At 58.6% G+C, this 23,816-nt stretch carries 20 protein-coding genes; 14 read left to right on the plus strand and 6 right to left on the minus strand.

Annotated features, from left to right (window positions below):
- The first annotated feature begins 214 nt into the window (after positions 1 to 214).
- Positions 215 to 1,147 (plus strand): IS110 family transposase, encoded by a 933-nt coding sequence (locus C9383_RS06175; RefSeq protein ID WP_090365966.1) that lies wholly within the window; start codon positions 215 to 217, stop codon positions 1,145 to 1,147.
- A gap of 176 nt (positions 1,148 to 1,323) precedes the next feature.
- Here the strand turns inward: C9383_RS06175 and C9383_RS06180 are convergent, their stop codons facing one another.
- The 4 genes from C9383_RS06180 to C9383_RS06190 form a co-directional block, all read right to left on the minus strand.
- Entirely contained in the window at positions 1,324 to 1,929 is a 606-nt protein-coding gene (locus tag C9383_RS06180) for a TetR/AcrR family transcriptional regulator (RefSeq protein ID WP_060754529.1), read from the minus strand.
- A 63-nt stretch (positions 1,930 to 1,992) separates the two neighbouring features.
- Positions 1,993 to 2,154, minus strand: a complete 162-nt coding sequence (locus C9383_RS28110) for a hypothetical protein (protein WP_159438925.1) — start codon at positions 2,152 to 2,154, stop codon at positions 1,993 to 1,995.
- A 33-nt stretch (positions 2,155 to 2,187) separates the two neighbouring features.
- Entirely contained in the window at positions 2,188 to 2,976 is a 789-nt protein-coding gene (locus C9383_RS06185) for an MlaA family lipoprotein (RefSeq protein ID WP_060754527.1), read from the minus strand.
- Complete coding sequence (locus C9383_RS06190) at positions 2,969 to 4,267, minus strand: serine/threonine protein kinase (RefSeq protein WP_060754526.1); 1,299 nt, start codon at positions 4,265 to 4,267, stop codon at positions 2,969 to 2,971. The genes C9383_RS06185 and C9383_RS06190 overlap by 8 nt, the downstream gene beginning before the upstream one ends.
- Before the next feature lie 236 nt (positions 4,268 to 4,503).
- Between C9383_RS06190 and C9383_RS06195 the strand changes: the two genes are divergently transcribed.
- Positions 4,504 to 4,872, plus strand: coding sequence for a hypothetical protein (locus C9383_RS06195; protein ID WP_090365963.1), 369 nt, complete (start codon positions 4,504 to 4,506; stop codon positions 4,870 to 4,872).
- Positions 4,873 to 4,970: 98 nt separating this feature from the next.
- Here the strand turns inward: C9383_RS06195 and C9383_RS06200 are convergent, their stop codons facing one another.
- Positions 4,971 to 6,524 (minus strand): glycoside hydrolase family 17 protein, encoded by a 1,554-nt coding sequence (locus tag C9383_RS06200; protein WP_090365962.1) that lies wholly within the window; start codon positions 6,522 to 6,524, stop codon positions 4,971 to 4,973.
- A gap of 332 nt (positions 6,525 to 6,856) precedes the next feature.
- Between C9383_RS06200 and C9383_RS06205 the strand changes: the two genes are divergently transcribed.
- The 3 genes from C9383_RS06205 (at position 6,857) to C9383_RS06215 (ending at position 9,871) form a co-directional block, all read left to right on the plus strand.
- A complete protein-coding gene (locus C9383_RS06205; RefSeq protein WP_060754523.1) occupies positions 6,857 to 7,708 on the plus strand; it encodes a glycine betaine ABC transporter substrate-binding protein in 852 nt (283 codons plus the stop codon).
- Positions 7,709 to 7,904: 196 nt separating this feature from the next.
- A complete protein-coding gene (locus C9383_RS06210; RefSeq protein WP_003190001.1) occupies positions 7,905 to 8,216 on the plus strand; it encodes a DUF485 domain-containing protein in 312 nt (103 codons plus the stop codon).
- A complete protein-coding gene (locus C9383_RS06215) occupies positions 8,213 to 9,871 on the plus strand; it encodes a cation acetate symporter (protein ID WP_060754522.1) in 1,659 nt (552 codons plus the stop codon). The genes C9383_RS06210 and C9383_RS06215 overlap by 4 nt, the downstream gene beginning before the upstream one ends.
- A gap of 702 nt (positions 9,872 to 10,573) precedes the next feature.
- On the opposite strand, the gene gltA is transcribed toward C9383_RS06215, so the two are convergent.
- Entirely contained in the window at positions 10,574 to 11,863 is a 1,290-nt protein-coding gene (gene gltA / locus C9383_RS06235; RefSeq protein ID WP_060754521.1) for a citrate synthase, read from the minus strand.
- 362 nt (positions 11,864 to 12,225) lie between these two features.
- On the opposite strand from gltA, the gene sdhC reads away from it, so the two are divergent.
- The 9 genes from sdhC (at position 12,226) to sucD (ending at position 23,605) form a co-directional block, all read left to right on the plus strand.
- On the plus strand, positions 12,226 to 12,600 hold the full coding sequence (sdhC, locus tag C9383_RS06240) for a succinate dehydrogenase, cytochrome b556 subunit (RefSeq protein ID WP_016979564.1): 375 nt from the start codon (positions 12,226 to 12,228) through the stop codon (positions 12,598 to 12,600).
- Complete coding sequence (gene sdhD, locus C9383_RS06245) at positions 12,594 to 12,962, plus strand: succinate dehydrogenase, hydrophobic membrane anchor protein (protein ID WP_003172805.1); 369 nt, start codon at positions 12,594 to 12,596, stop codon at positions 12,960 to 12,962. The genes sdhC and sdhD overlap by 7 nt, the downstream gene beginning before the upstream one ends.
- Before the next feature lie 3 nt (positions 12,963 to 12,965).
- Positions 12,966 to 14,738, plus strand: coding sequence for a succinate dehydrogenase flavoprotein subunit (gene sdhA, locus C9383_RS06250; protein WP_060754520.1), 1,773 nt, complete (start codon positions 12,966 to 12,968; stop codon positions 14,736 to 14,738).
- An 11-nt stretch (positions 14,739 to 14,749) separates the two neighbouring features.
- Complete coding sequence (locus C9383_RS06255) at positions 14,750 to 15,454, plus strand: succinate dehydrogenase iron-sulfur subunit (protein WP_003172807.1); 705 nt, start codon at positions 14,750 to 14,752, stop codon at positions 15,452 to 15,454.
- Between the two features lie 261 nt (positions 15,455 to 15,715).
- Entirely contained in the window at positions 15,716 to 18,547 is a 2,832-nt protein-coding gene (locus C9383_RS06260; protein ID WP_090365959.1) for a 2-oxoglutarate dehydrogenase E1 component, read from the plus strand.
- A 44-nt stretch (positions 18,548 to 18,591) separates the two neighbouring features.
- Positions 18,592 to 19,818 carry a 2-oxoglutarate dehydrogenase complex dihydrolipoyllysine-residue succinyltransferase gene (odhB, locus tag C9383_RS06265; RefSeq protein ID WP_060754518.1) on the plus strand — a complete coding sequence of 409 codons (1,227 nt, stop codon included), beginning with the start codon at positions 18,592 to 18,594 and terminating at the stop codon, positions 19,816 to 19,818.
- Positions 19,819 to 19,916: 98 nt separating this feature from the next.
- Positions 19,917 to 21,353 (plus strand): dihydrolipoyl dehydrogenase, encoded by a 1,437-nt coding sequence (lpdA, locus tag C9383_RS06270; RefSeq protein WP_090365957.1) that lies wholly within the window; start codon positions 19,917 to 19,919, stop codon positions 21,351 to 21,353.
- Positions 21,354 to 21,557: 204 nt separating this feature from the next.
- The gene (gene sucC, locus C9383_RS06275) at positions 21,558 to 22,724 is read left to right on the plus strand and encodes an ADP-forming succinate--CoA ligase subunit beta (RefSeq protein WP_060754516.1); all 1,167 of its coding nucleotides are present in this window, start codon (positions 21,558 to 21,560) and stop codon (positions 22,722 to 22,724) included.
- Complete coding sequence (gene sucD, locus C9383_RS06280) at positions 22,724 to 23,605, plus strand: succinate--CoA ligase subunit alpha (RefSeq protein ID WP_003172813.1); 882 nt, start codon at positions 22,724 to 22,726, stop codon at positions 23,603 to 23,605. The genes sucC and sucD overlap by 1 nt, the downstream gene beginning before the upstream one ends.
- Positions 23,606 to 23,816 lie beyond the last annotated feature (211 nt).

A 23,816-nucleotide genomic window follows, 5' to 3' on the forward strand; every position in this document is an offset into this window, starting at 1 on the left:
CCCCTTGTGTCTTAAGTCAGGAATAAACTGAGGGTGAGAGCGGTGAGTAGCAAGCTGAATGCCCCGAGTGCTCAAAGCACGTGTGGGAGCCCATGCTGCTACTCACCTCTCCGCTCTGGACATGAGCCCGAACAGTTGAACGAGCCCACCTCGAACAGTTACAAGCGTGGGCCAAGCCAGAGCGCTCTCACCCTGAGTGTAAGAGGATTTGGCCATGTTTTCCTATTCAGCAGGCATTGATGTTTCCAAAGACAGCCTCGAGGCTCGGATTCATTTACTTGAGGCTGGGGTAAGTTGTTCAAATACTGAGAAAGATTTGCCGGCGCTGATTGGATGGCTGCGGCTTTACCAGGTCAGCCGCGTGTTGGTGGAAGCGACGGGCGGTTACGAGCGAAACGTTGTTAAAGCGGCGCAAGCGGCTGGCCTTCAGGTCATTTGCGTTAACCCTCGTCGCGCCAAAGCGTTTTCCAGAGCGATGGGCCAAAAAGCCAAAACCGACCCGATAGACGCAAAGTCTCTTGCACAATTTGCAGCCGTCATAGACTCGCCAAGCGCCCGAATCACAAGCCCTGAGCATGAAAGACTGCGCGCATTGGTCCAGCAGCGAGAGCATTTTGTTCAGCAAAGAGATGACGACAGGCGGCGCCTGAAAACGGCGTCCTGCGATGCGGTGAAGCCTGCATTGCAGAGCCATATCGAGTATTTGAGCGCAGCAGTGGAAGCGATAAATCAGCTGATTCGTCAAAGTGCGAACGAGCTAGATCGCGAAAAGGTGGCTCGACTGTGCTCGGTCAAGGGAATTGGGCTGATTACGGCCAGCAGCCTTATGGCTTACCTTCCCGAGTTGGGCGAAATCGGGGGACGCCCGATCGCGGCACTTGCAGGCCTCGCGCCCTACAACAACGACAGCGGAAAGCACAAAGGTGCACGCCACATTAGTGGCGGAAGATTTGCAGCCCGCCGCTCACTGTATATGGCCTGCTGGGTGATCATTCGGGACCAGCCGGAATTCCAAGCTCGATACCAGTTGTTACGTGATAAAGGTAAATGCGCCAAGGTTGCACTGATCGCCTGTATGCGCGTTTTATTGGTACGCCTGAACGCGATGCTGCGTGACGGCACTGAATGGAAAGAGCACACCGCTTAGCACGGCAGCAGCTCTTTCGTTCAGCATTGCATGGCCTAGAGCTGTGGGAGTCTTGCTGCCTATGAATATGACTTCTGAATTGAATCCATTTAGACAGTTGCTCCCACATTTAACTGTGAGCACAGTAAAAATTGTGGGAGGGGGCTTGCTCCCGACGGCACAGGCCACTCGGTGTATCAGTCCAGCTCACAGCCTTTGAGCACTAACCGGATAATCGTCTGCGCCGCTGCCTCATAATCGGCTTCATCCAGCTTGGCCTTGCCGGTCACTGCCGAGATCTGCCAGTCGAAGTCCGCATAGGTCTGCGTCGCCGCCCAGATGCTGAACATCAGGTGATGGGGGTCGATGGCTGCGATCAGGCCGCGTTCCACCCAGCTCTGGATGCAATCGATATTGTGCTTGGCCTGGGCATTAAGCTGCTCGACCTGGTCGGCACTGAGGTGCGGCGCGCCGTGCATGATTTCGCTGGCGAACACTTTGGAGGCAAAGGGCAGGTCGCGGGAGATGCGGATTTTCGAGCGGATGTAATTGCTCAACACTTCCTTGGGGGCACCCTGCGGGTTGAACGGCGTGGAAGCGGCCAGGATCGGCTCGATAATGCTTTCGAGCACCTCGCGGTAGAGGTTGTCCTTGGACTTGAAGTAGTAATAGACGTTGGGCTTGGGCAGCCCGGCCTTGGCGGCGATGTCACTGGTTTTGGTCGCGGCGAAGCCTTTGTCGGCGAACTCCTCGCTGGCCGCCCGCAGGATCTTTTCTTTGTTGCGCTCGCGAATGCTGCTCATAAACCAGTTGATTCCTTGCCAAGACAGGCGGTCGGGCATGGTAGCACCGGCCTTGCGCGACGCTCAAGAATCCTTGCGCAGCCCTGCGGCGCGGGTGTTACGACTGAAATAGTCAGTCTTGATGCTGAGCCCATGCGCATTCGCTTGGGCTGTTGGCGTGTCGTTGGGTTTGGCGCCGGTGAGTCGAAAAATCTGGTTTATCTCAGCCGCAATAAAAAAGGCCATTCAATGCAATGGCCTCTTTTTTTGGGGGGGCGTTTATTCGGCAATCTGCAACTTGCGCGATTCCGTATAGATGTACCGCACCTTCTCGTATTCGAACGGCGAGTTCATCTGCCCATAACGGAAGCTGGTCTGGTAACGCTTGTCGACTGCGCGCAGGGCCCAGATTTCCGGGTGGTTTTCGCTGACCTTGGACACGTTGAGGAAGTTGACCTCGGTTTCGGCGCCGTAGTCGACGATCAGACCGGTGGTGTCGCGCAGGTTCGATGGGCCGAAGATCGGCAGTACCAGGTACGCGCCGCCGGGCACGCCGTAGAAGCCCAGGGTCTGGCCGAAGTCTTCGCTCTGGCGTGGCAGGCCCATGGCGGTGGCCGGGTCCCAGAGGCCGGCGATGCCGATGGTGGTGTTGAGCAGCAGGCGCCCGGTGGTTTCCAGGGAGCGGTGGCCCTTGAGCTGCAGCAGGCTGTTCAACAGGTTGGGCACGTCGCCCAGGTTGTTGAAGAAGTTGCTCACGCCGGTACGCAGGAAGCGTGGAGTGATGTAGGTATAACCGTCGACCACGGGCAGGAACACCCATTGGTCAAACCGGTAGTTGAAGTGGTAGACGCGGCGGTTCCACGATTCCAGCGGGTCGTAGACGTTGAGCGCGGTCAGCGAGGAACGTTCGAACTCACGCTGGTCCAGGCCGGGGTTGAACTTGAGCTTGGACAGCGGCTCCTTGAAGCCATCGGAGTCAACCTTGATCGGCTCGTGGGCCTTGCTGTTGTCGGCGTTGGCCACGCCCGCGCACATCAAGGCGGCGAGCAGCAAAAGATATTTAGCCACGGAAGAACTCCAGCATGGCGTCGGCGTTGACGCGGTAATTGAGGTTGCCGCAGTGGCCGCCCAGCGGGTAGACGGTCAAGCGATCGCCGAAGGTTTGACGCAGGAAACCGAGGTCGCCAGGGCCGAGAATCACGTCGTCGGCGTTGTGCATGACCGCGATTTTCGGGCTGCTGTGCAGGTAGTCCTTGAGGGCGTAAAGGCTGACCTGGTCGACCAGTTGCAACAGGCTGCCGCCGTCGGTGCGCGCGCGCCACATCGGGATGACCTGCTGGGTCAGGTAGCAATCGAAGTCGCATTGCAGCGCACGCCTGAGGAAGGGCGTGAGGCTGGTGCCTTCGCTGATGGGGTATTTCGGCGGGGTGATCAGGCCGCGACGGTTGATCAGGTCCGAAGTGAACGCAATGTCGGCCGCCGAGAAACGGAACGAGGTGCCGATCAGCATGGCCATCTGTTCGTTGGTCAGGTGTTGCTTGGATTGCTGGAAGTCATAGAGCAGGGCGTCGTTGAGGTCGATGTAGCCCTTCTGCTGGAAGTAGCGGGTCAGCTTGCCCAGCACCAGCTCATAGAAGGTGGTGGTGTTGTTGATGCCCTTCACCTCGGTCTGTACCAGTTTGTCGAGGTTGGTGATCGAGGTGTAGAGGTTGACCGGCGGGTTGAGCAACAGCACTTTCTTGAAGTTGAAGCTGCGCCGGGTTTCGTCGAGTTTGCTGACGAATGCCGCGTCCAGCGCGCCCAGGCTGTAGCCGGACAGGTAGTAGTCAGTGACGGGCAGCGACGCATTCTGCGCGCGCACCGCTTGCATCACCCGGTACATGTCTTCGGCGTCTTCCTGGGTGATGCCCGGGGTGGCGAAGCGAGAGGCGGCCGCGATGAAGTCGAAGCTGGTGGGCGAGGAGAGCTGCACCACGTGGTAGCCGGCCTGGTAGTAGAGCTTTTTCAGGTATTCGTTGAGGCTGCTGTCATACCGAGCGCCGGTGCCGGCAATCAGGAAGATCAGCGGCGCGGCGCGGTCTTGCTTGGCGATACGGTAGGTGAGCTTCTTGACGGCCCAGAAGTTGTCCGGGAGGCTGAACTCACGCTCCGGGCGCATGGTCAGGCTGTAGTCGGACTGGTTGATCTCATCGTTGCTCGGCAGCTTTGGCCGCAGGTCGGGCGGTGTCGTCGCGATGGTCGCTTCAAACGGGTTGGTCAAAGGGTAGCCATAGGTGGCTTGGTCGATATCGACCGCCAGTGCTGACGCACTCAAAAATAGGCTGCCCAACAGGGCCGCACAGCGCAAGGAACGGAGCATGACTTAATCCCTAAGAGGAAACGTGCTGAATGAAGATCGCAGGCTATGACCACCGCCCTGTCGCCGAAGTGCCATCACACGGCACGAAATATCGGAAAATAACGTAGGAATCGGGGGTGTAGCAGCCAGACGATACACTTTGCCAGGCCCTGCTGAACACTAATTGTATGTTTGTACCTTGCCAATGGGCGTCGGAGCATTAAGCTGGGCGCCGTTTTTGTCTATCGGAGTGCCCCATGTCTCGTCGTTTGCCGCTGATCCTGCTGCTTATTGCCCTGCCGTTATGGTTGGCCGCCAGTTATGGCGCTCGCTACGGTTTCATGGAGGATGGCCGGTGGGTGGGTATTTGCGTCGATGAAGCCAGCCGCTGGGAATGCCAGTTGCGCTCCAACCTGGGGTTGATGATTCACTTCAAGGTGCTGGGTTGGGCAGCGTTGGTGGCGTCGGTGCTGGCGTTCTTTGTGCCGGGTCGCGCGGGGTGGGGGCTGGCTGTGTTGGGGATGGTGTTCGGGTTGCCGGCGTTGGCGTTGTACAACACGACGTTTGCGGTATTTGCGGTGGTGATTGCCGGGCTGCGGTTGGTCCGCAAGCCGCGCGGCGTCTGATAGGGCCTTATCGGGAGCAAGCCCCCTCCCACAGTGGACTTCATTGCCTCAGGCAAATGCATTCAACTGTGGGAGGGGGCTTGCTCCCGATAGCAGTTTCAGACCTTGCGCACCCGCAAGCAACGCCACAAAGCTGCAACCATCAGCACGCTGACCACCGCCCAACCCCAAGCCTGCTGGTTCAACACCCCTTCGCGGTACAGCTGCGGCGCAATGCCGGCTCCGATGATGAAGGCCAGCAGGGCAATCTCCCGGCGTGGCCCGGTCACCGGGCGTACCAGATACACCAGGGCCGGCAGCACCAGCGCCGCACTCGGAAAGCTGCGATAACGCGGGTCGAACACCAGCGCCAGCATCATCACCGCCCCTGCAAACCCGGCGATTGCGATCAGCCAGCCGGCACGCTGCTCAAGCCAGTTGAAGGCTCGCCCGCGCCAGCCCTGACGGGCGCTGAGGGCGAGGGCGGCGTGGGCCAGCACCAGCAGGTTCAACACCACCAGCAAGCCTGCCCATACCCATTCATCATTGAAGCGTGCGGTCACGCGGGTCAGTTCCGCCCAGGTGCCGATGGAGCAGGCTGCGACGGCACCGAGCAATGGCAGCACCAGGGCGCTGCGAGGGCTGCGAACGCGCCCGCCCAGCGTCAGGCTGCCCAGCAGGATGAGGCCACCTACGCCGAGCCACAGCGGCCAGTACGGCACATTGCTCACCGGGCCGGCGAGGATGCCTTTGTCCTGGCGATCGGCATCGAACAAGCCCCAGTAGCCCCCGACGGCGCCTTCACTGGCGCGTTTCCACGGCTGGTCGAAGGCTTCGATCAAGTTGTAGCGCCAGCCATTGGCTTCGGCCATGGCCACGAAACCGCGCATGAACCTGGCTTCGTTGACCCGGCTCGGCACAGCCGTTTCGCGCTGGCGGCCTTCGCTGGGCCAGCCGGTTTCGCCGATCAGTACATCTTTAGGGGCGAACTTGTTGCCAAAGGTCTGGCGTACATCACCGACATGCTTGAGAGCCTGGTCGATGCCGGAAGGATCATCTTCCCAGTACGGCAGCAGGTGAATGGTCAGGAAGTCCACTGCCGGGGCGATTTCCGGATGTTTCAGCCAGAATTCCCAGACGTCGGCATAGGTGACCGGCTGCTTGATCTGGCTTTTGACTTTATGGATCAGCGTGACCAGTTGCCTGGCCGTGACTTCCTTGCGCAACAAGGCCTCGTTGCCGACGATCACCGAGGTGATCACGTCGGGGTTGGCGTTGGCGGCTGCAATCAGTTCGTCGACTTCTTTTTCAGTCGCAATCGGGTCACTGCTGACCCAGGCGCCGGCCATTAACTTCAGCCCGTGTTTGCGCGCCATGTCCGGCAACGCTTCCAGGCCGGTCATCGAGTAGGTGCGGATGCATTCAAAGCGCGTGGCCAGCAGCGCAAGGTCGGCATCCATGCGCTCGGGGCGCAGCTTGAATGGCTGGTCAAAGGGCGATTGGTCTTTATCGAAGGGCGTGTAGGACGCGCACTGCATCTTGTGTGTGGCGCTGGCGACGTCCGGCAGCACCACGGGCCGGCCGATGCCGTACCAATAGCCGACGATGGCAAGCAAGCCGAGGAACAAAGCGAAAAAGTAGGGCAGGGCAGGAATGCGGGCAGTCGCGGGCATGGTCAGCTTATCTGGGGAGCAAAGGCGCGCATCTTACCCCGATTTAGCCCGTTTCAGTGGGCTGCATGATTTTGACATGCAAAGTTCGGGCGGGATTTTGACGTCAGGTAAGACAAAGCGTCCTACTGGCTATGTGATGTCGTTTCTTGCTCGTACAAGGTCGCTGACAGAGCAGGTCCAACACCCCGGCAGGTTGATTATCGCAAGGTCAGCACTCCACTGATGCCGCAACATCCGGATCGATGCGCGTGAAGGGCGCGCGGCGCACCCTAAAACAACACAGGTTGATGTCGCCCGGCATCCGTCGGGCGCAGCACTTTCGGGGAAGTATTATGAAGATGCGACGACTCTTGGGCGCAGCTGCCACTCTGGTAGTTGCGATGAGCTCCACACTGGCCAGCGCCGACAGCAAAACCCTGAGCATCGGCTATGTGGACGGTTGGTCCGACAGCGTTGCCACTACTCATGTGGCGGCAGAGGTGATCAAGGAAAAACTCGGTTACGACGTGAAGCTGCAAGCCGTCGCCACCGGGATCATGTGGCAGGGCGTCGCCACCGGCAAGCTCGACGCCATGCTCTCCGCGTGGCTGCCTGTGACCCACGGTGAGTACTGGGCCAAGAACAAAGACAAGGTGGTCGACTACGGCCCCAACTTCAAGGATGCGAAGATCGGCCTGATCGTGCCGGAGTACGTCAAGGCCAAATCCATCGAAGACCTCAAGACTGATACGACCTTCAAGAACAAGATCGTCGGCATCGATGCCGGTTCAGGCGTGATGCTCAAGACCGACGAAGCCATCAAGCAATACGGTCTGGACTATAAGCTGCAAGCCAGCTCGGGCGCGGCGATGATCGCCGAACTGACCCGTGCCGAAGACAAGCAGGAATCCATTGCCGTCACCGGTTGGGTGCCGCACTGGATGTTCGCCAAATGGAAACTGCGCTTCCTGGACGATCCAAAGGGCGTTTATGGCGCTGCTGAAACCGTCAACAGCATCGGCAGCAAGGGCCTGGAGAAGAAAGCGCCGGAAGTCGCGGCCTTCCTGAAGAAATTCCAGTGGGCCTCCAAGGACGAAATCGGCGAAGTCATGCTGGCGATCCAGGAAGGTGCCAAGCCTGATGCCGCGGCCAAGGATTGGGTGGCCAAGCACCCTGAGCGCGTCGCTGAGTGGACCGCTAAGTAATATTCTCTGATTTAACCTTGTGGGAGGGGGGCTTGCCCTTTCCCACAGGGGTATCCCCCCCTCTGCAAATCCTCCTGCACCCTCGAAAACCCTCGCTACACTCCCTCTAATACTAAGGTCGTCTGGAACCTGTTCCAGAGCCGCATACAGTGGATACGTTCCAATAATAAAAAGCTGTGCTGCGAGGATAAAAACAATGAACGACAGCATTTACCTCTCGATTCAAAACAGCCCGCGTTTCAAGGAGCTGGTGAGAAAAAGGGAAAGATTCGCCTGGATTCTCTCGGCGATCATGCTTGGGCTTTACTCCGCTTTCATCCTGTTGATTGCCTATGGACCGCAAGTGCTGGGCGCCAAGATCAGTCCTGGCTCCTCGATTACGTGGGGCATTCCCTTGGGCGTCGGATTGATTGTGTCCGCTTTCATCCTGACCGGCATTTATGTGCGCCGGGCCAATGGCGAATTTGACGACCTGAACAATGCGATTCTCAAGGAGGCTGCGCAATGATCCGGCGTCTATTGGCAGTATTCGGCGCTTCGCTGTTAGCTCCAGCTGTTTGGGCTGCGGATGCATTGACCGGCGAAGTGCACAAACAACCGCTGAACATCTCGGCGATCGTGATGTTTATCGCCTTTGTCGGCGCGACCCTGTGCATCACTTACTGGGCGTCCAAGCGCAACAAGTCGGCGGCCGACTACTATGCGGCCGGCGGCAAGATCACCGGGTTCCAGAATGGCCTGGCGATTGCCGGTGACTACATGTCGGCAGCGTCCTTCCTGGGCATTTCCGCACTGGTCTACGCCTCGGGTTATGACGGGTTGATCTACTCGATCGGCTTCCTCGTGGGCTGGCCGATCATCCTGTTCCTGATCGCCGAGCGCTTGCGTAACCTGGGCAAGTACACCTTTGCCGACGTGGCGTCCTATCGCCTGGGCCAAACCCAGATCCGCAGCCTGTCGGCCTGCGGCTCGCTGGTGGTGGTCGCGTTCTACCTGATCGCGCAGATGGTGGGTGCGGGCAAGTTGATCCAGTTGCTGTTCGGCCTGGATTACCACGTTGCGGTGATCCTGGTGGGTATCCTGATGTGCCTGTATGTGCTGTTCGGCGGCATGCTGGCGACCACTTGGGTGCAGATCATCAAGGCGGTGCTGTTGCTGTCCGGTGCCTCGTTCATGGCGCTGATGGTGATGAAGCACGTCAACTTCGACTTCAATACGTTGTTCTCCGAGGCGATCAAGGTCCACCCTAAAGGTGAAGCGATCATGAGCCCCGGCGGCCTGGTCAAAGACCCGATCTCCGCCTTCTCCCTTGGCCTGGCCCTGATGTTCGGGACCGCCGGCCTGCCGCATATCCTGATGCGCTTCTTCACCGTCAGCGACGCGAAGGAAGCGCGTAAGAGCGTGCTGTATGCCACGGGCTTCATCGGCTACTTCTATATCCTGACCTTTATCATCGGCTTCGGCGCGATCCTGCTGGTCAGCACCAACCCGGCGTTCAAGGATGCGGCAGGCGCCTTGTTGGGTGGCAATAACATGGCGGCGGTGCACCTGGCCAATGCGGTGGGTGGCAGTATCTTCCTGGGCTTCATCTCGGCCGTGGCTTTCGCCACCATCCTGGCGGTGGTCGCGGGCCTGACCCTGGCCGGTGCGTCTGCGGTGTCACACGACCTGTATGCCAGCGTGATCAGGAAGGGCAAGGCCAACGAGAAAGATGAGATTCGCGTGTCGAAGATCACCACCGTGGCCTTGGGTGTCTTGGCGATCGGCCTGGGTATTCTGTTCGAAAGCCAGAACATTGCGTTCATGGTCGGCCTGGCGTTCTCGATTGCTGCCAGCTGTAACTTCCCGGTACTGCTGCTTTCCATGTACTGGAAAAAGCTCACGACCCGTGGCGCGATGATCGGCGGCTGGCTGGGGCTGGTCAGTGCTGTCGGCCTGATGATCCTCGGTCCGACCATCTGGGTCTCGATCCTGCACCATGAAAAAGCTATCTTCCCGTATGAATACCCGGCGCTGTTCTCGATGATCATTGCGTTCATCGGCATCTGGTTCTTCTCCATCACCGACAAGTCGGCGGCGGCAGAGAAGGAGCGTGCGCTGTTCTTCCCGCAGTTTGTGCGTTCGCAGACTGGCCTGGGGGCGAGCGGGGCGGTCAATCACTAAGGTTGGCGCTGGATAAGAATGCCCCGGTCGAAAGGCCGGGGCATTTTTTTGGCCTGGCGTTTGATCGTTCCCACGCTCTGCGTGGGAATGCCTCTTGTGACGCTTTGCGTCACGCCTTGGGACGCAGAGCGCCCCGGTATGCATTCCCACGCGGAGCGTGGGAACGATCAGCTTGGTTGCGATTTTCCAGCTTCGTAATATCACGCGACTGGTTTTGATCGTTCCCACGCTCTGCGTGGGAATGCCTCTTGTGATGCTCTGCGTCACGCCTTGGGATGCAGAGCGCCCCGGTATGCATTCCCACGCGGAGCGTGGGAACGATCGGCTTGGTTGCGATTTTCCAGCTTCGTAATATCACGCGACTGGTTTTGATCGTTCCCACGCTCTGCGTGGGAATGCCTCTTGAGACGCTCCGCGTCACGCCTTGGGACGCAGAGCGCCCCGGTATGCATTCCCACGCGGAGCGTGGGAACGATCGGCTTGGTTGCGATTTTCCAGCTTCGGAATGTCACGCGACTGGTTTTGATCGTTCCCACGCTCTGCGTGGGAATGCCTCTTGTGATGCTCTGCGTCACGCCTTGGGACGCAGAGCGCCCCGGTATGCTTTCCCACGCGGAGCGTGGGAACGAACAGGTCAGCCGACACAAACAAAAACGGCCTCCACGAAGGGAGGCCGTTTTCATTGCAACAAGCAGTCGGTGCTTACTTGCGATCTTCCAGCTTGGTAATGTCACGCGACTCGTAGCCGGTGTACAGCTGGCGCGGGCGGCCAATCTTGTACGGGCTGGAGAGCATTTCTTTCCAGTGGGAGATCCAGCCCACGGTCCGCGCCAGAGCGAAGATCACGGTGAACATGCTGGTTGGAATGCCGATCGCCTTGAGGATGATCCCCGAGTAGAAGTCGACGTTCGGGTACAGCGAGCGTTCGATGAAGTAAGGGTCGGTCAGGGCGATCTCTTCCAGGCGCATGGCCAGTTCGAGTTGCGGGTCGTTCTTGATGCCCAGTTCCTTCAACACTTCGTCGCAGGTCTGCTTCATCACGGTGGCACGCGGGTCGCGATTCTTGTAGACGCGGTGACCGAAGCCCATCAACTTGAACGGATCGTTCTTGTCCTTGGCCTTGGCGATGAACTTGTCGATGTTGGAGACATCGCCGATTTCATCGAGCATGGTCAATACGGCTTCGTTCGCACCGCCGTGGGCAGGGCCCCACAATGCGGCGATACCGGCGGCGATACAGGCGAACGGGTTGGCACCCGAAGAGCCGGCCAGGCGTACGGTAGAAGTGGAGGCGTTTTGCTCGTGGTCGGCGTGGAGGATGAAGATCCGGTCCATCGCCTTGGCCAGTACCGGGCTGATCGGTTTGATCTCGCACGGGGTGTTGAACATCATGTGCAGGAAGTTTTCCGCGTACGACAGGTCGTTGCGCGGGTACATCATGGGTTGACCCATGGAGTACTTGTAAACCATCGCGGCCAGGGTCGGCATCTTGGCAACCAGGCGGATCGCGGAGATTTCGCGATGCTGCGGGTTATTGATGTCCAGGGAGTCGTGATAGAAGGCCGACAGGGCGCCGACCACGCCACACATGACCGCCATCGGGTGGGCATCGCGACGGAAACCGTTGAAGAAGGTCTTCAACTGCTCGTGAACCATGGTGTGGTTCTTGACGTTACTGACAAACTTGGCTTTCTGCTCGGCGGTTGGCAATTCGCCATTTAGCAGCAAATAGCAGGTTTCCAGGTAGTCCGACTTCTCAGCCAGTTGCTCGATCGGGTAGCCCCGATGCAGCAGGATGCCATTATCCCCATCGATATAGGTGATCTTCGACTCGCAAGAGGCGGTCGACATGAAGCCTGGGTCGAATGTGAAACGGCCCGTGGCCGTCAGGCCCCGTACGTCGATTACATCGGGACCAACGGTGCCGGTTAAAATGGGCAGCTCGACGGGGGCTGCGCCCTCGATGATCAACTGCGCTTTTTTGTCAGCCATGTGGCCTCCTATTTATGCTTCAAATCATCAGACAGACCCCCCACGCAGGGCCCGCACCACTATAGTGAGATAAATTCAGATGTCAATTTGCCTAAAGTCTTGCTCCAGAAGGCTTTAACCATACTTTTTCGTCGAAATTGCCTGCCATTTACGCCTTTTATCCGGTTAAAGCAATGCGCTATTCGGGTGAGGAGTGCGCGTTGTCATTAGTAACCTAACTGTCTATACTCGGCCTCCGACCGCCAGGGGCTTTTGGGCCTGATTTGATGGGGGTCGCATCCCTGGGTGGTGGTTACCTGACCAGTGCACTCCCCAACAACTTTGCCCTGATTGTTAGGGGCTCTTCAGTGTGAAAAAAAGCCGTGAATAGCCAACGACCTGTAAACCTAGACCTAAGGACCATCAAACTCCCCATCACCGGCGTTACGTCGTTCCTGCACCGTGTTTCCGGCATCATCCTCTTCCTGGGCTTGGGCATCATGCTTTATGCATTGAGCAAATCCCTGGGTTCCGAGGAAGGATACGCCGAGGTGAAGGCATGCTTGACCAGCCCGCTGGCCAAGTTCGTAGCATGGGGCCTCCTGTCCGCTCTGCTTTATCACCTGGTAGCCGGTGTGCGCCACTTGATCATGGATGCGGGTATCGGTGAGACGCTGGAAGGCGGCCGCCTGGGCTCGAAAATCATCATCGCCATTTCCGTGGTGCTGATCGTTCTGGCAGGAGTTTGGATATGGTAACCAGCGTTACGAACCTTTCGCGTTCGGGCCTCTATGACTGGATGGCACAGCGTGTGTCTGCGGTCGTTCTCGCGGCTTATTTCATTTTCCTGATCGGATACCTCGTCGCAAATCCGGGCATCGGCTATGAGCAATGGCACGGCCTGTTTTCCCATAATGCGATGCGAATCTTCAGTCTGCTGGCCCTTGTAGCCCTGGGCGCTCACGCCTGGGTCGGCATGTGGACCATCGCGACCGACTACCTGACGCCGATGGCGCTGGGCAAGTCCGCGACCGCAGTACGTTTCCTCTTCCAGGCAGTATGCGGCGTCGCGATGTTCGCTTACTTCGTCTGGGGTGTGCAGATTCTTTGGGGTATCTGATTCATGGCTAACATTCCAACTATTTCCTTCGACGCCATCATTATTGGTGGCGGCGGTGCGGGCATGCGCGCAGCGCTGCAGCTGGCCCAGGGCGGTCACAAGACTGCCGTGATCACCAAGGTGTTCCCGACTCGTTCTCACACCGTATCGGCCCAGGGTGGCATCACTTGCGCCATCGCCTCCGCCGACCCGAACGATGACTGGCGCTGGCACATGTACGATACCGTCAAGGGTTCCGACTACATCGGTGACCAGGACGCTATCGAATACATGTGTCAGGAAGGCCCGGCCGCGGTGTTCGAGCTGGACCACATGGGTCTGCCGTTTTCCCGTACCGAGCAAGGCCGTATCTACCAGCGTCCATTCGGCGGTCAGTCGAAGGATTACGGCAAGGGCGGGCAGGCTGCCCGTACCTGCGCCGCTTCCGACCGTACCGGTCACGCGCTGCTGCACACCCTTTATCAGGGCAACCTGAAAGCCGGTACCACGTTCCTGAACGAGTACTACGCGGTGGATCTGGTGAAGAACGCCGACGGTGCATTCGTCGGCGTGATCGCCATCTGCATCGAAACCGGTGAAACCACCTACATCCGCGCCAACGCTACCGTTCTGGCGACAGGGGGCGCAGGCCGTATCTACGCTTCGACCACCAACGCCCTGATCAACACCGGTGACGGCGTCGGCATGGCTCTGCGTGCTGGCGTGCCGGTACAAGATATCGAAATGTGGCAGTTCCACCCGACCGGTATTGCCGGCGCCGGTGTACTGGTGACCGAAGGTTGCCGTGGTGAAGGTGGTTACCTGATCAACAAGCATGGCGAGCGTTTCATGGAGCGTTACGCTCCGAACGCCAAAGACCTTGCCGGTCGTGACGTCGTGGCCCGTTCGATGGTCAAGGAAATCATCGCCGGTAACGGCTGTGGCCCGAATGGCGACCACGTACTGCTGAAACTCGATCACCTGGGTGAAGAAGTACTGCACAGCCGCCTGCCAGGTATCTGCGAACTGTCCAAGACTTTCGCCCACGTTGACCCGGTAGTTGCCCCGGTTCCGGTTGTTCCGACTTGCCACTATATGATGGGCGGCGTGCCGACCAACATTCACGGCCAGGCGATCACCCAGAATGCCGACGGCCAGGACGAGATCATCCACGGTCTGTTCGCCGTAGGCGAAGTGGCTTGCGTATCGGTACACGGCGCCAACCGTCTGGGCGGCAACTCGCTGCTCGACCTGGTGGTATTCGGCCGCGCTGCCGGCCTGCACCTGGAAAAGGCGCTGACCGACGGTATCCATTACGACGACGCGACCGAAGCCGACATCAACCGGGCCATGGCGCGCCTGAACGCTCTGAACGAGCGTACCGATGGCGAAGACGTGGCTACCCTGCGTCGCGAGCTGCAAAGCTGCATGCAGAACTACTTCGGTGTATTCCGTACCGGCGAATACATGCAGAAGGGTATTGCTCAGCTGGCTGACCTGCGCAAGCGCATCGCCAACGTCAAGATCAACGATAAGAGCAAGGCGTTCAACACTGCCCGTATCGAAGCCCTTGAGCTGCAAAACCTGCTGGAAGTGGCTGAAGCGACTGCGATCGCCGCCGAGGTTCGTAAAGAATCCCGTGGTGCCCACGCCCGTGAAGACTTTGAAGATCGCGACGACGAAAACTGGTTGTGCCACACCCTGTACTTCCCGGGTGACAAGCGCGTAACCAAGCGTGCCGTGAACTTCTCGCCGAAGACGGTTCCGACGTTTGAACCGAAGATTCGGACTTACTAAGGGTGGCTGCCATGTTGAAAGTCAGTGTTTATCGCTACAACCCTGATCAGGACGCTGCGCCGTTCATGCAGGAGTTCCAGGTCGATACCGGTGGTAAAGACCTGATGGTGCTGGATGTATTGGCACTGATCAAAGAGCAGGACGAAGGTTTCTCCTATCGTCGCTCTTGCCGCGAGGGCGTTTGTGGCTCCGACGGCATGAACATCAACGGCAAGAATGGCCTGGCGTGCATCACGCCGCTGTCCGCCGTGGTGAAAGGCAACAAGCTGATCGTTCGTCCTCTGCCAGGTTTGCCGGTTATCCGTGACCTGGTCGTCGATATGAGCATCTTCTACAAGCAATACGAGAAAGTTAAGCCGTTCCTGCAGAACGACACGCCGGCTCCGGCCATCGAGCGTCTGCAGTCCCCGGAAGAGCGTGAAAAGCTCGACGGTCTGTACGAGTGCATCCTGTGCGCTTGCTGCTCGACTTCGTGCCCGTCCTTCTGGTGGAACCCGGACAAATTCCTGGGTCCAGCCGCTCTGCTGCAAGCTTATCGCTTCCTGGCAGACAGCCGTGATACCAAGACCTCCGAGCGTCTGGCTTCACTGGATGACCCGTTCAGCGTATTCCGCTGCCGCGGGATCATGAACTGCGTCAACGTATGTCCCAAAGGCCTGAACCCGACTAAGGCCATTGGTCACATCCGTAACATGCTGCTGCAAAGCGGCGTGTAAGCGACGTTGTAGCAAAGCAGGACCGTTGTGCCCGTAGATGCTGCGGCGCAGGCTTCAACCGGCGCCGTAGTTTTAACCTGAGCAGCGACTTACAAGGTCGCGGCTCTTATTTTGAAGAAATGAGACAAGCAGGGGCATCCGGGTTGGTACCCGGACTATCAGCGTGATCCTAAGTGGCTTGTTTTGGTCGCTGCACTCGGCCTTTTGCAAGCAGACTCGGTGTCTTCGCCGGTGGTGTCCCCTAACCGAGGGTGACCAAGCATGCAAGAAAGCGTGATGCAGCGCATGTGGAACAGCGGCTATCTTTCAGGTGGTAACGCTGCCTATGTGGAAGAGCTTTATGAGCTCTACCTGCACGACCCTAACGCTGTGCCAGAAGAATGGCGCACCAAATTTCAGACGTTGTCTTCAGACGGCAACGCTGCCACCGATGTATCGCATGCAACAATTCGCGATCAGTTTGTGCTGCTGGCAAAGAACCAGCGCCGCGCCCAACCGGTTTCCGCCGGCAGCGTGAGCAGTGAGCACGAGAAGAAGCAAGTTGAAGTACTGCGACTGATCCAGGCCTACCGGATGCGTGGCCACCAGGCGGCCCAGCTTGACCCGCTGGGGCTCTGGAAGCGTCCTGCACCTGCTGACCTGTCGATCAATCATTACGGCTTGACCAATGCCGATCTTGATACGACCTTCCGTGCCGGCGACCTGTTCATCGGCAAAGAGGAAGCGAGCCTACGCGAAATTCACGAAGCGTTGCAGCAGACATATTGCCGCACCATCGGCGCTGAGTTTACGCACATCACCGATTCCGAGCAGCGTCACTGGTTCCAGCATCGCCTGGAAGGCGTGCGTGGCCGTCCGGTGTTGTCCGCCGATGTGCGCAGCCACTTGCTCGAGCGCGTAACCGCCGCCGAAGGCCTGGAAAAATACCTGGGCACCAAATACCCAGGCACCAAGCGTTTCGGCCTGGAAGGCGGCGAAAGCCTGATTCCGATGCTCGACGAGCTGATCCAGCGTTCCGGTTCCTACGGCACCAAGGAAATCGTGATCGGCATGGCTCACCGTGGTCGCCTGAACGTGTTGGTCAACACCTTCGGCAAGAACCCGCGTGAACTGTTCGACGAGTTCGAAGGCAAGAAGAAGGTCGAGCTGGGTTCCGGTGACGTTAAATACCACCAGGGCTTCTCGTCCAACGTAATGACCACCGGCGGTGAAGTTCACCTGGCCATGGCCTTCAACCCATCCCACCTGGAAATCGTTTCTCCAGTGGTCGAGGGTTCGGTGCGTGCTCGCCAGGACCGTCGTAACGACGCCACCGGTGAGAAGGTTCTGCCGATTTCCATCCACGGTGACGCGGCATTCGCCGGTCAAGGCGTGGTCCTGGAAACCTTCCAGATGTCGCAGACTCGCGGCTTCAAGACCGGCGGTACCGTTCACATCGTCATCAACAACCAGGTGGGCTTCACCATCAGCAACCCGTTGGACGCGCGTTCCACCGAGTACGCCACCGACGTTGCCAAGATGATCCAGGCGCCGATCCTCCATGTGAATGGTGATGATCCGGAAGCCGTGCTGTTCGTGACCCAGCTCGCTGTCGACTACCGCATGCAATTCAAGCGTGACGTGGTGATCGACCTGGTTTGCTACCGCCGTCGCGGTCACAACGAAGCGGACGAGCCAAGCGGCACCCAGCCGTTGATGTACCAGCAGATCACCAAGCAGCGCACCACCCGTGAGCTGTACGCCGACAACCTGATCAAGGCCGGTGTGGTAGACGATGCGCGTGTTCAGGCGAAAGTCGATGAATACCGCAACGCGCTGGACAATGGTCTGCACGTAGTGAAAAGCCTGGTTAAAGAGCCGAACAAAGAGCTGTTCGTGGACTGGCGCCCATACCTGGGCCATGCCTGGACTGCGCGTCACGACACGACGTTCGACCTCAAGACCCTGCAGGAACTGTCCGCCAAGCTGCTGGAAATTCCAGAAGGTTTCGTGGTGCAGCGCCAGGTTGCGAAGATCTACGAAGACCGTCAGAAGATGCAAGCTGGCGGCCTGCCGATCAACTGGGGTTACGCCGAAACCATGGCGTACGCGACCCTGGCGTTCGAAGGTCACCCGATCCGCATGACCGGCCAGGACATCGGCCGTGGTACGTTCTCGCACCGTCACGCGGTATTGCACAACCAGAAAGACGCCAGTACCTACATTCCGCTCAAGCACCTGTACGAAGGCCAGCCACGTTTCGACCTGTACGATTCGTTCCTGTCCGAAGAAGCCGTACTGGCGTTCGAATACGGTTACTCCACCACCACGCCAAACGCGCTGGTGATCTGGGAAGCCCAGTTCGGCGACTTCGCCAACGGTGCCCAAGTGGTGATCGACCAGTTCATCACCAGCGGTGAGCACAAGTGGGGCCGCCTGTGCGGTCTGACCATGCTGCTGCCGCACGGTTATGAAGGTCAGGGGCCGGAGCACTCCTCGGCCCGTCTGGAGCGCTACCTGCAACTGTGCGCCGAGCACAACATCCAGGTGTGCGTGCCGACCACCCCGGCCCAGATCTACCACTTGCTGCGTCGCCAGGTGATCCGCCCGCTGCGCAAGCCGCTGGTAGTGCTGACCCCGAAATCGCTGTTGCGTCACAAATTGGCCATCTCGACCCTGGAAGATCTGGCCGATGGTTCGTTCCAGACCGTGATTCCAGAAATCGATACGCTGGACGCAGCCAAGGTCACTCGCCTGATCCTGTGCAGCGGCAAGGTTTACTACGATCTGCTGGAAAAACGCCGTGCCGAAGGCCGCGAAGACATCGCCATCGTGCGTATCGAGCAGCTTTACCCGTTCCCGGAAGACGACCTGATGGAGGCCATCGCGCCTTACACCAACCTCACTAACGTGGTGTGGTGCCAGGAAGAACCGATGAACCAGGGCGCGTGGTACAGCAGCCAGCATCACCTGCGTCGCAGCATCGGTAACCACAACAAGGCCCTGGGCCTGGAGTACGCCGGCCGTGATGCATCTGCTGCACCTGCGTGTGGTTATGCGTCGATGCACGCCGAGCAGCAGGAAAAACTGCTGCAAGATGCTTTCACTGTTTAACGCCTTCGCGCTGACTGAAACCGAATTTTAAGGACCCACAGATAATGGCTATCGAAATCAAAGCCCCGTCATTCCCGGAATCGGTTGCCGATGGCACCGTTGCCACCTGGCACAAGAAACCTGGCGACGCTGTAAAGCGTGACGACCTGATCGTCGACATCGAGACTGACAAAGTCGTACTGGAAGTATTGGCCGAGGCTGACGGCGTGCTGGGCGCGATCGTTGCTGAAGAGGGCGCTACCGTCCTGTCGAACCAGGTCCTGGGCTCGATCGAAGAGGGCGGCGCTGCTGCCGCTCCTGCTCCTGCCGCCGCTGCCGCACCGGCTGCGTCGGCTCCAGCTGCCGCCCCGGCTGCTGGCGCTGAAGACCCGATCGCTGCACCGGCTGCGCGCCAGTTGGCTGAAGAGAACGGCATCAACCTGGCTTCCGTCAAAGGCACCGGCAAAGACGGTCGCATCACCAAGGAAGACGTGGTTGCTGCTGTTGAAGCCAAGAAGAACGCTCCGGCCGCCGCACCTGCCAAGGCTGCCGCACCGGCTGCCGCTGCTCCAGTGTTCGCTGCCGGCGACCGCACCGAGAAGCGCGTACCGATGACCCGCGTGCGCGCCACTGTGGCCAAGCGCCTGGTAGAAGCGCAGTCGAACATGGCGATGCTGACCACGTTCAACGAAGTCGACATGACCGAAGTCATGGCACTGCGTTCGAAGTACAAGGATCTGTTCGAGAAGAGCCACAACGGCGTGCGCCTGGGCTTCATGTCGTTCTTCGTGAAAGCGGCCACCGAAGCACTCAAGCGCTTCCCGGCAGTCAACGCGTCGATCGACGGCAGCGACATCGTTTACCACGGCTACGCGGACATCGGCGTTGCCGTTTCCAGCGATCGTGGCCTGGTCGTACCGGTTCTGCGTAACGCCGAGCTGATGAGCCTGGCTGAAATCGAAGGCGGCATTGCCACCTTCGGCAAGAAAGCCCGTGACGGCAAGCTGTCCATCGACGAGATGACCGGTGGTACCTTCACCATCACCAACGGTGGTACCTTCGGTTCGATGATGTCGACTCCGATCGTCAACCCGCCACAAGCTGCGATCCTGGGCATGCACAACATCATCCAGCGTCCGATGGCCATCAACGGCCAAGTCGTGATCCGCCCGATGATGTACCTGGCGCTGTCGTACGATCACCGCCTGATCGATGGTAAAGAAGCCGTGACTTTCCTGGTGACCATCAAGAACCTGCTGGAAGACCCGGCTCGTCTGCTGCTGGATATCTGATAGAAGCAGCTGCAGGCTTCGGGCAGGTTGCCGGATAAGGCGGCCTGGCCTGGAGCTTGCGGCTTGAAAGCTTGCTGCTAAATAGAGGAACTATTTTCATGTCGCAGAAATTTGACGTTGTTGTGATTGGTGCAGGTCCTGGCGGCTATGTTGCCGCCATCAAGGCCGCACAACTGGGCCTCTCGACTGCTTGCATCGAAAAATACACCGACAAGGAAGGCAAACTGGCACTGGGCGGTACTTGCCTGAACGTTGGTTGCATTCCTTCCAAGGCGCTGCTGGACAGCTCCTGGAAATTCCACGAAGCCCAGGATGGTTTCGCGATCCACGGTATCAACCATGCTGGCGTCACCATGGACGTACCCGCAATGGTCGGCCGTAAAGCCAACATCGTTAAAGGCCTGACTTCCGGCGTTGCCACCTTGTTCAAGGCCAACGGCGTGACTTCGATCCAGGGCCACGGCAAGCTGCTGGCCGGCAAGAAAGTCGAAATCACCAAGCCGGACGGTTCGGTGGAAGTCATCGAAGCCGAAAACGTGATCCTGGCACCAGGTTCGCGTCCAATCGACATTCCACCCGCTCCAGTTGACCAGAAGGTGATCGTTGATTCGACCGGCGCCCTGGAATTCCAGGCTGTGCCAAAACGCCTGGGCGTGATCGGCGCTGGCGTAATCGGCCTGGAACTGGGTTCGGTATGGTCCCGTCTGGGCGCTGAAGTGACTGTGCTGGAAGCCCTGGACACGTTCCTGCTGGCTGCCGACACGGCTGTGTCCAAGGAAGCGCTGAAAACCCTGACCAAGCAAGGTCTGGACATCAAGCTGGGCGCTCGCGTGACCGGTTCGAAAGTCAACGGTGAAGAAGTTGTCGTCAACTACACCGACAAGGATGGTGAAAAGACCATCACTTTCGACAAGCTGATCGTAGCCGTGGGTCGCCGTCCAGTGACCACCGACCTGCTGGCGGCTGACAGCGGCGTGAACATCGACGAGCGTGGCTTCATCCACGTTGACGATCACTGCGCTACCACCGTGCCTGGCGTCTACGCCATTGGCGACGTGGTTCGCGGCATGATGCTCGCGCACAAAGCCTCCGAAGAAGGCATCATGGTTGTCGAGCGCATCAAGGGCCACAAAACCCAGATGAACTACGACCTGATCCCATCGGTTATCTACACCCACCCGGAAATTGCATGGGTCGGCAAGAACGAACAGCAGTTGAAAGCTGAAGGCGTTGAAGTTAACGTCGGCACCTTCCCGTTTGCCGCTTCTGGCCGTGCCATGGCAGCCAACGACACCGGTGGTTTTGTCAAAGTCATCGCTGATGCCAAGACTGACCGCGTATTGGGCGTCCACGTGATTGGCCCAAGCGCTGCAGAACTGGTTCAGCAAGGCGCGATCGGTATGGAATTCGGCACCAGTGCCGAGGACCTGGGTATGATGGTCTTCTCCCATCCGACCCTGTCCGAAGCGCTGCATGAAGCCGCGTTGGCAGTGAATGGCGGCGCCATCCACATCGCCAACAAGAAGAAGCGCTAAGCGAGATAATAAGAAACCACGGCGGAGTTGCCCGTCGTGAGCCTTGTGCGCAAGACTCACCGCGGAATATCCGCCGGACGCAGCCTTGCGCAGCTTTACGGGCCTTGAGCCCTGCAAGTTGTGCAAGCAGCAGTCACAGGTGGCGCGGCACTCATAATGAGCGCAGCGCCGAATGCGCAGTACCTAACGAAGACGGTAAAAAGCATGAATCTTCACGAGTATCAGGGTAAGCAGCTGTTCGCTGAATACGGCCTGCCAGTTTCCAAGGGCTACGCAGTAGACACCCCGGAAGCAGCAGCAGAAGCTTGCGACAAAATTGGCGGCACTGAATGGGTCGTCAAAGCCCAGGTTCACGCCGGTGGTCGCGGTAAAGCGGGCGGCGTCAAGCTGGTTCGCAGCAAAGAAGACGCCAAGGCCTTCGCACAGCAGTGGCTGGGCAAGCGTCTGGTGACTTACCAGACTGATGCCAATGGCCAACCAGTCACCAAGATCCTGGTTGAATCGTGCACTGATATCGCTAAAGAGCTGTACCTGGGCGCTGTCGTTGACCGTTCGAGCCGCCGTATCGTGTTCATGGCCTCCACCGAAGGTGGCGTGGACATCGAGAAGATCGCTCACGAAACCCCAGAAAAAATTCTGAAAGCCACTATCGACCCACTGGTTGGCGCTCAGCCATTCCAGGGTCGCGAGCTGGCTTTCCAGCTGGGCCTGGAAGGCAAGCAAGTTGCCCAGTTCGCCAAGATCTTCGTAGGTCTGGCCAAACTGTTCCAGGATCACGATCTGGCCCTGCTGGAAGTGAACCCGCTGGTGATCAAGGCTGACGGCGATCTGCACTGCCTGGACGCCAAGATCAACATCGACGCCAACGCCATGTACCGTCAGCCTAAGCTGAAGACTTTCCACGATCCGTCGCAAGACGATCCGCGCGAAGCGCACGCTGCCAAGTTCGAACTGAACTACGTAGCCCTGGAAGGTAACATTGGTTGCATGGTCAACGGTGCCGGCCTGGCCATGGGTACCATGGACATCGTCAACCTGCATGGCGGCAAACCAGCCAACTTCCTCGACGTAGGTGGTGGTGCTACCAAAGAACGCGTAACCGAAGCCTTCAAGATCATCCTGTCCGACGCCAATGTCGCTGCAGTACTGGTCAACATCTTCGGCGGCATCGTTCGTTGCGACATGATTGCCGAAGGCATCATCGGTGCAGTGAAAGAAGTCGGCGTTAAAATCCCGGTTGTTGTTCGCCTTGAAGGTAACAACGCTGAACTGGGCGCTAAAGTACTGGCAGAAAGCGGTTTGAACATCATCGCGGCTACCAGCCTGACCGACGCTGCTCAACAAGTTGTCAAAGCTGCGGAGGGCAAATAATGAGCGTCCTGATCAATAAAGACACCAAAGTTATCTGCCAGGGTATTACCGGTTCGCAAGGTAGTTTCCACACCCAGCAAGCCATCGAATACGGCACCAAGATGGTTGGCGGCGTAACTCCGGGCAAAGGCGGCACCGAGCACCTGGGCCTGCCAGTGTTCAACACCGTGAAAGACGCTGTAGCTGCCACTGGCGCCACCGCCAGCGTGATCTACGTTCCAGCTCCTTTCTGCAAGGACTCCATCCTGGAAGCGGCATTCGGCGGCATCAAGCTGATCGTGTGCATCACCGAAGGCATTCCTACCCTGGACATGCTGGACGCTAAAGTTAAGTGCGACGAGCTGGGCGTAGTCCTGATCGGCCCTAACTGCCCAGGCGTGATCACTCCAGGCGAATGCAAGATCGGCATCATGCCAGGTCACATTCACTTGCCAGGTAAAGTCGGTATCGTTTCCCGTTCCGGCACCCTGACCTACGAAGCTGTGAAGCAGACTACTGACGCCGGTTTCGGTCAGTCGACTTGCGTCGGCATCGGTGGTGACCCGATCCCGGGCTCCAACTTCATCGACATCCTGAAGCTGTTCCAGGAAGACCCGAAGACCGAAGCGATCGTGATGATCGGTGAGATCGGCGGTTCGGCTGAAGAAGAAGCGGCTGCCTACATCAAGGCACACGTGACCAAGCCGGTTGTTTCCTACATCGCTGGTGTGACTGCCCCTGCTGGCAAGCGCATGGGCCATGCTGGCGCAATCATCTCCGGCGGCAAAGGCACTGCAGACGAGAAATTCGCTGCACTGCAAGACGCAGGCGTGAAAACCGTGCGTTCGCTGGCGGACATCGGCAAGGCCCTGGCCGAGCTGACTGGTTGGGCTGTCAAGTAAGCTTCGCGCTTAGCTGACGCTTTACCAGGCAAAGGCCACCTTCGGGTGGCCTTTGTGCTTTCTGGTATGGGTGATGATCAAAAGTGTGGGAGCGGGCTTGCTCGCGAAAGCGGTGGATCAGTCTATGCATTCGGTGACTGGCATACCGTATTCGCGAGCAAGCCCGCTCCCACATTTTTTGTGCATGTTTCCAATTAAGTATGAAAACGCG

This window comes from Pseudomonas palleroniana (genome assembly GCF_003031675.1).
Lineage (GTDB): Bacteria > Pseudomonadota > Gammaproteobacteria > Pseudomonadales > Pseudomonadaceae > Aquipseudomonas > Aquipseudomonas palleroniana.

Coding starts and splice junctions, on each gene's coding strand:
- C9383_RS06175 (WP_090365966.1), top strand. CDS start 215: ATGTTTTCCTATTCAGCAGGCATTGATGTTTCCAAAGACAGCCTCGAG.
- C9383_RS06180 (WP_060754529.1), bottom strand. CDS start 1,929: ATGAGCAGCATTCGCGAGCGCAACAAAGAAAAGATCCTGCGGGCGGCC.
- C9383_RS28110 (WP_159438925.1), bottom strand. CDS start 2,154: ATGGCCTTTTTTATTGCGGCTGAGATAAACCAGATTTTTCGACTCACC.
- C9383_RS06190 (WP_060754526.1), bottom strand. CDS start 4,267: ATGCTCCGTTCCTTGCGCTGTGCGGCCCTGTTGGGCAGCCTATTTTTG.
- C9383_RS06195 (WP_090365963.1), top strand. CDS start 4,504: ATGTCTCGTCGTTTGCCGCTGATCCTGCTGCTTATTGCCCTGCCGTTA.
- C9383_RS06200 (WP_090365962.1), bottom strand. CDS start 6,524: ATGCCCGCGACTGCCCGCATTCCTGCCCTGCCCTACTTTTTCGCTTTG.
- C9383_RS06205 (WP_060754523.1), top strand. CDS start 6,857: ATGAAGATGCGACGACTCTTGGGCGCAGCTGCCACTCTGGTAGTTGCG.
- C9383_RS06210 (WP_003190001.1), top strand. CDS start 7,905: ATGAACGACAGCATTTACCTCTCGATTCAAAACAGCCCGCGTTTCAAG.
- C9383_RS06215 (WP_060754522.1), top strand. CDS start 8,213: ATGATCCGGCGTCTATTGGCAGTATTCGGCGCTTCGCTGTTAGCTCCA.
- gltA (WP_060754521.1), bottom strand. CDS start 11,863: ATGGCTGACAAAAAAGCGCAGTTGATCATCGAGGGCGCAGCCCCCGTC.
- sdhD (WP_003172805.1), top strand. CDS start 12,594: ATGGTAACCAGCGTTACGAACCTTTCGCGTTCGGGCCTCTATGACTGG.
- sdhA (WP_060754520.1), top strand. CDS start 12,966: ATGGCTAACATTCCAACTATTTCCTTCGACGCCATCATTATTGGTGGC.
- C9383_RS06255 (WP_003172807.1), top strand. CDS start 14,750: ATGTTGAAAGTCAGTGTTTATCGCTACAACCCTGATCAGGACGCTGCG.
- C9383_RS06260 (WP_090365959.1), top strand. CDS start 15,716: ATGCAAGAAAGCGTGATGCAGCGCATGTGGAACAGCGGCTATCTTTCA.
- odhB (WP_060754518.1), top strand. CDS start 18,592: ATGGCTATCGAAATCAAAGCCCCGTCATTCCCGGAATCGGTTGCCGAT.
- lpdA (WP_090365957.1), top strand. CDS start 19,917: ATGTCGCAGAAATTTGACGTTGTTGTGATTGGTGCAGGTCCTGGCGGC.
- sucC (WP_060754516.1), top strand. CDS start 21,558: ATGAATCTTCACGAGTATCAGGGTAAGCAGCTGTTCGCTGAATACGGC.
- sucD (WP_003172813.1), top strand. CDS start 22,724: ATGAGCGTCCTGATCAATAAAGACACCAAAGTTATCTGCCAGGGTATT.